Origin of the sequence: Holospora elegans E1, assembly GCF_000648275.1 — a bacterium.
GTDB lineage: Bacteria > Pseudomonadota > Alphaproteobacteria > Holosporales > Holosporaceae > Holospora > Holospora undulata_A.
Genome location: NZ_BAUP01000019.1, coordinates 1 through 3,173 on the forward strand (window position 1 = coordinate 1; position 3,173 = coordinate 3,173).

Genomic DNA, 3,173 nt, shown 5'->3' on the forward strand with positions numbered 1-3,173 from the left:
ATCTTGTGGATCAGCGCAGGATGCTGAACCTTTCGCTGATCGATAAGTACGAAGGTTTTAAAAGTCTCTGCGCGGGATGAGAGGTTCATTTGCATTAAACATTGTTGTTTATTTTTAATAAAATAGCCTCTCTTTCGGATCTTTTAAAGACCCTTCAAAAAAGCGAGGGGGAGTATGAAGAATCAGGATATTCTTTGATATCTTTCTTCAAAGCTTCGTTATCTATTTTAATTGGTATTTTATTTGTTCTTAGATTAGGCTTTATTTATTTCATCTACTGAGTGTTAGTGTTGAAATCTTAAATCTTTCGGAAAGTTTATAACCTGTATTAATGATTTAGCTACCCTTCTTAATAGGATCATGGAATGGGCTATCATACTCATGTTTCCAGCAGTCGCTATGGCAATTTCAGCCATGCAAATGTTCTTTCGACGATCTAACGCTTTGGAAGTATGGCCCATTCTTGAGATATACGCTCTGAGAGTGCTATAGTTTTATTCAATAGAGTTCTCACAAACTCCCTTTAATGTAGGATAATTTTTGCACCGCTTCCTTAAAAACTCTGCACCCAGCACCTGTGTCATTGGCCTTATGAACCGTGATATGGAGCAAATTTCCTTGCGTATCAACCTATGCCGTACGTCCTTTTTTCTGAGGCACCTGTGGGGTTAACCCTTTGTGAATGATGCTATAGTTGGGATTTTCGCTTTTTTCATACTTAATTCGGCTTGTCTTAACAAGTTCATGCATCAATTTTTTCTATACCCCCTTAATTCTACATCGTCTATAAAACGAATGTACCGTCGAATATGGTGGAAAATCTTTTAGTAGCATGTGCTATTAACAACCGTTCTTGATTATATAAACTACTGCATTACCCCTCTTTTTTGTTGTATTTGCTTTTATTTCCGCTATCAAAATGATACTTTATCACTTTCTACCCTCTCTTTTAAATCGCTTGGATAATTCATCTTCTACTCCTTCAAGCCTTTTATATCACACTTTTTTATTCATGAATACAGGTTCTTATATTACTCGATTCCTTAGATCGAAGCTGTATTGTTTCTTTGTCCTTTTCTGTTAAAAATAGAACTACTCTGTCCCATCTTCAAGCTACTATTACTATAGTAATGGGATTTGGTATTATCAACGCATATAGGACAATAAAAAGAAGGCATTATGAAAAATCGACACCTTCTCCTTTGATAAGTTTAAAAATTAAAACTTACCCTTTTAAAAAATCTACCTAATTGTATTTTAACTTCAGATATTTTTTCAATTTTGATTACAAAGTGCTTCACGTGTTTTTATATTTGTAATCAGTAGTAGAAGCCCATACCTACATCACCCACGAAACATTTTCCAAAACAATCGCAAATGCTTATAAGAAATATGGGAACGCAAACGCAAAAATCCAAACAAAAGCGCTGTAATCACCATAGCAGCCCCAAGCATGTACCCTATATGAAGAAAAATACTTGTTTCAGAAGTCCAGATCAAAGGCATAGAGTAATATACCGACACCACCACCCCCGTAAAAGGCATAAGCTCTAACCAAAGACGCTTTAATCCGTGATGTAAAGGAAGTTTTTCTCGTAGCGAAATCGAACACAAAAGAAAAATAAACTGAGCCCAAGCAGATACTACAGAAGAAAATGCAAGACCGAAATGGTGGAAACGGCGGTATAGACATAAACTTATTCCTACAGTGACCCCAACATTAAGCAATCCAGAAATCCAAGTAAGCTGACCTTTTCCGTGAGCAAAGCACCGAGTAATCAAAATTTTTATTCCAATGTAAGCAGGAATAGCCAAAGAAAATACCCTTACCGTATAAGCAATTTCTACGACATCCTTCCAAGCCAAAATACCAGATTTTAGACTGGGATAAAATAAACATGCCCCAAAAGAAAAAGATGAAACCCAAAAAAACAATGTAATCCAAATACTTAACATAAAAGCAAATCTTAAAAAATGCTGTTCATCACGCCATCTGCGCACGGGATCTTGAAGAGCTTGTTGCTGAGAAAGAACAGGTAAAAGAACAGAAGCTAAAGAAACTCCTATCAAACTTAAAGGAAGTTGCTGAAAACGATCTGCATAATTAAGATAAGAAGCACCTTTAGTAGGCAATTGAGCGGCAAAAATGGCACCAATTACTGTATTAAGTTGCACAGAAGAAACACTTAACATTGCAGAAAAAAATTTTCTAAAAAATACTGCTAAATGCTTATCAATCCCTAAAATAGGCCAAACTGCTTTAATTCCCTGATACCAACACCCCCAAATCATCATTCCACATTGAAGAACTCCAGATCCAAGGATGGCCCAAGAAGCCCAGTACGCACACAATACGTTGGTGTCGGGTTTATAGATTAATAACCCAACCAGGGCAGCGCAAATAAACAAATTTCCTATAGTAGAAGAAAAATTAAAAATTCCAAAACGGCCATAAACACTAGAAATGCTTCCAAAAAAACTATGAATTGAAATAAAAAATATATAAGGAAAAATAACCTTTCCTAAAAGACTAAATAATTCGCGTTGCTTTTGATGAGCGAAATCGGAAAAAATCCAACTTGAGCACAAGTCCCATTTCCATTCTGCTATTCCCATCAATAACGTTAAGAGTACAACTAAAATTCCTAAAAGGCTGGCAGAAAAACGATATGCTGCTGCTTCGCCTTCAGATTCCTTGATTTTCGTAAAAATTGGAAGAAAAGCTGCTTGCATGGCACCTTCTGCAAAAATTCTTCGAAAAAAAGCAGGTATTTTAATAAGAATGGTCAACGTATCGCTGACCGCATTGATTCCAATGCACTGAATCAATAAAAGCTCTCTAACATATCCGCTGATGCGACTTAGTAATGTAAGCATCGCAACCCAGCTTACAGAGCGCAAAAAGTTAATTTTCATTGTTTTGATCAAACCTTGTCAATTTTTTAATCAATTGCTATACACTATATCACAAAAAAATATTAAACAGATACAATAGCAATAAGCAATATTAAAATTTAAGAATTTTTTAAAATGGTCTCTATCTTTTGTATCTAAACAAATACTAAAAATGAAATTTCATTTTATCCTTATTTGTTTTGTTCTTGTGGTTCAGATGCATTAGTACCTTAGATGGTGTCCTCATAAGTAATTATGATAATTTATTTTTAAAAAGA

General features: G+C 35.0%; 1 protein-coding gene. It reads right to left on the reverse strand.

Going from position 1 to position 3,173, the window contains the following annotated elements:
- Positions 1-1,344: 1,344 nt before the first annotated feature.
- A complete protein-coding gene (murJ, locus tag HE1_RS00265) occupies positions 1,345-2,916 on the reverse strand; it encodes a murein biosynthesis integral membrane protein MurJ (protein WP_035543250.1) in 1,572 nt (523 codons plus the stop codon).
- Positions 2,917-3,173: the final 257 nt, after the last annotated feature.

Excerpts from the sequence above, each read along its gene's own strand:
- murJ (WP_035543250.1), bottom strand. The coding sequence starts at position 2,916 with ATGAAAATTAACTTTTTGCGCTCTGTAAGCTGGGTTGCGATGCTTACA.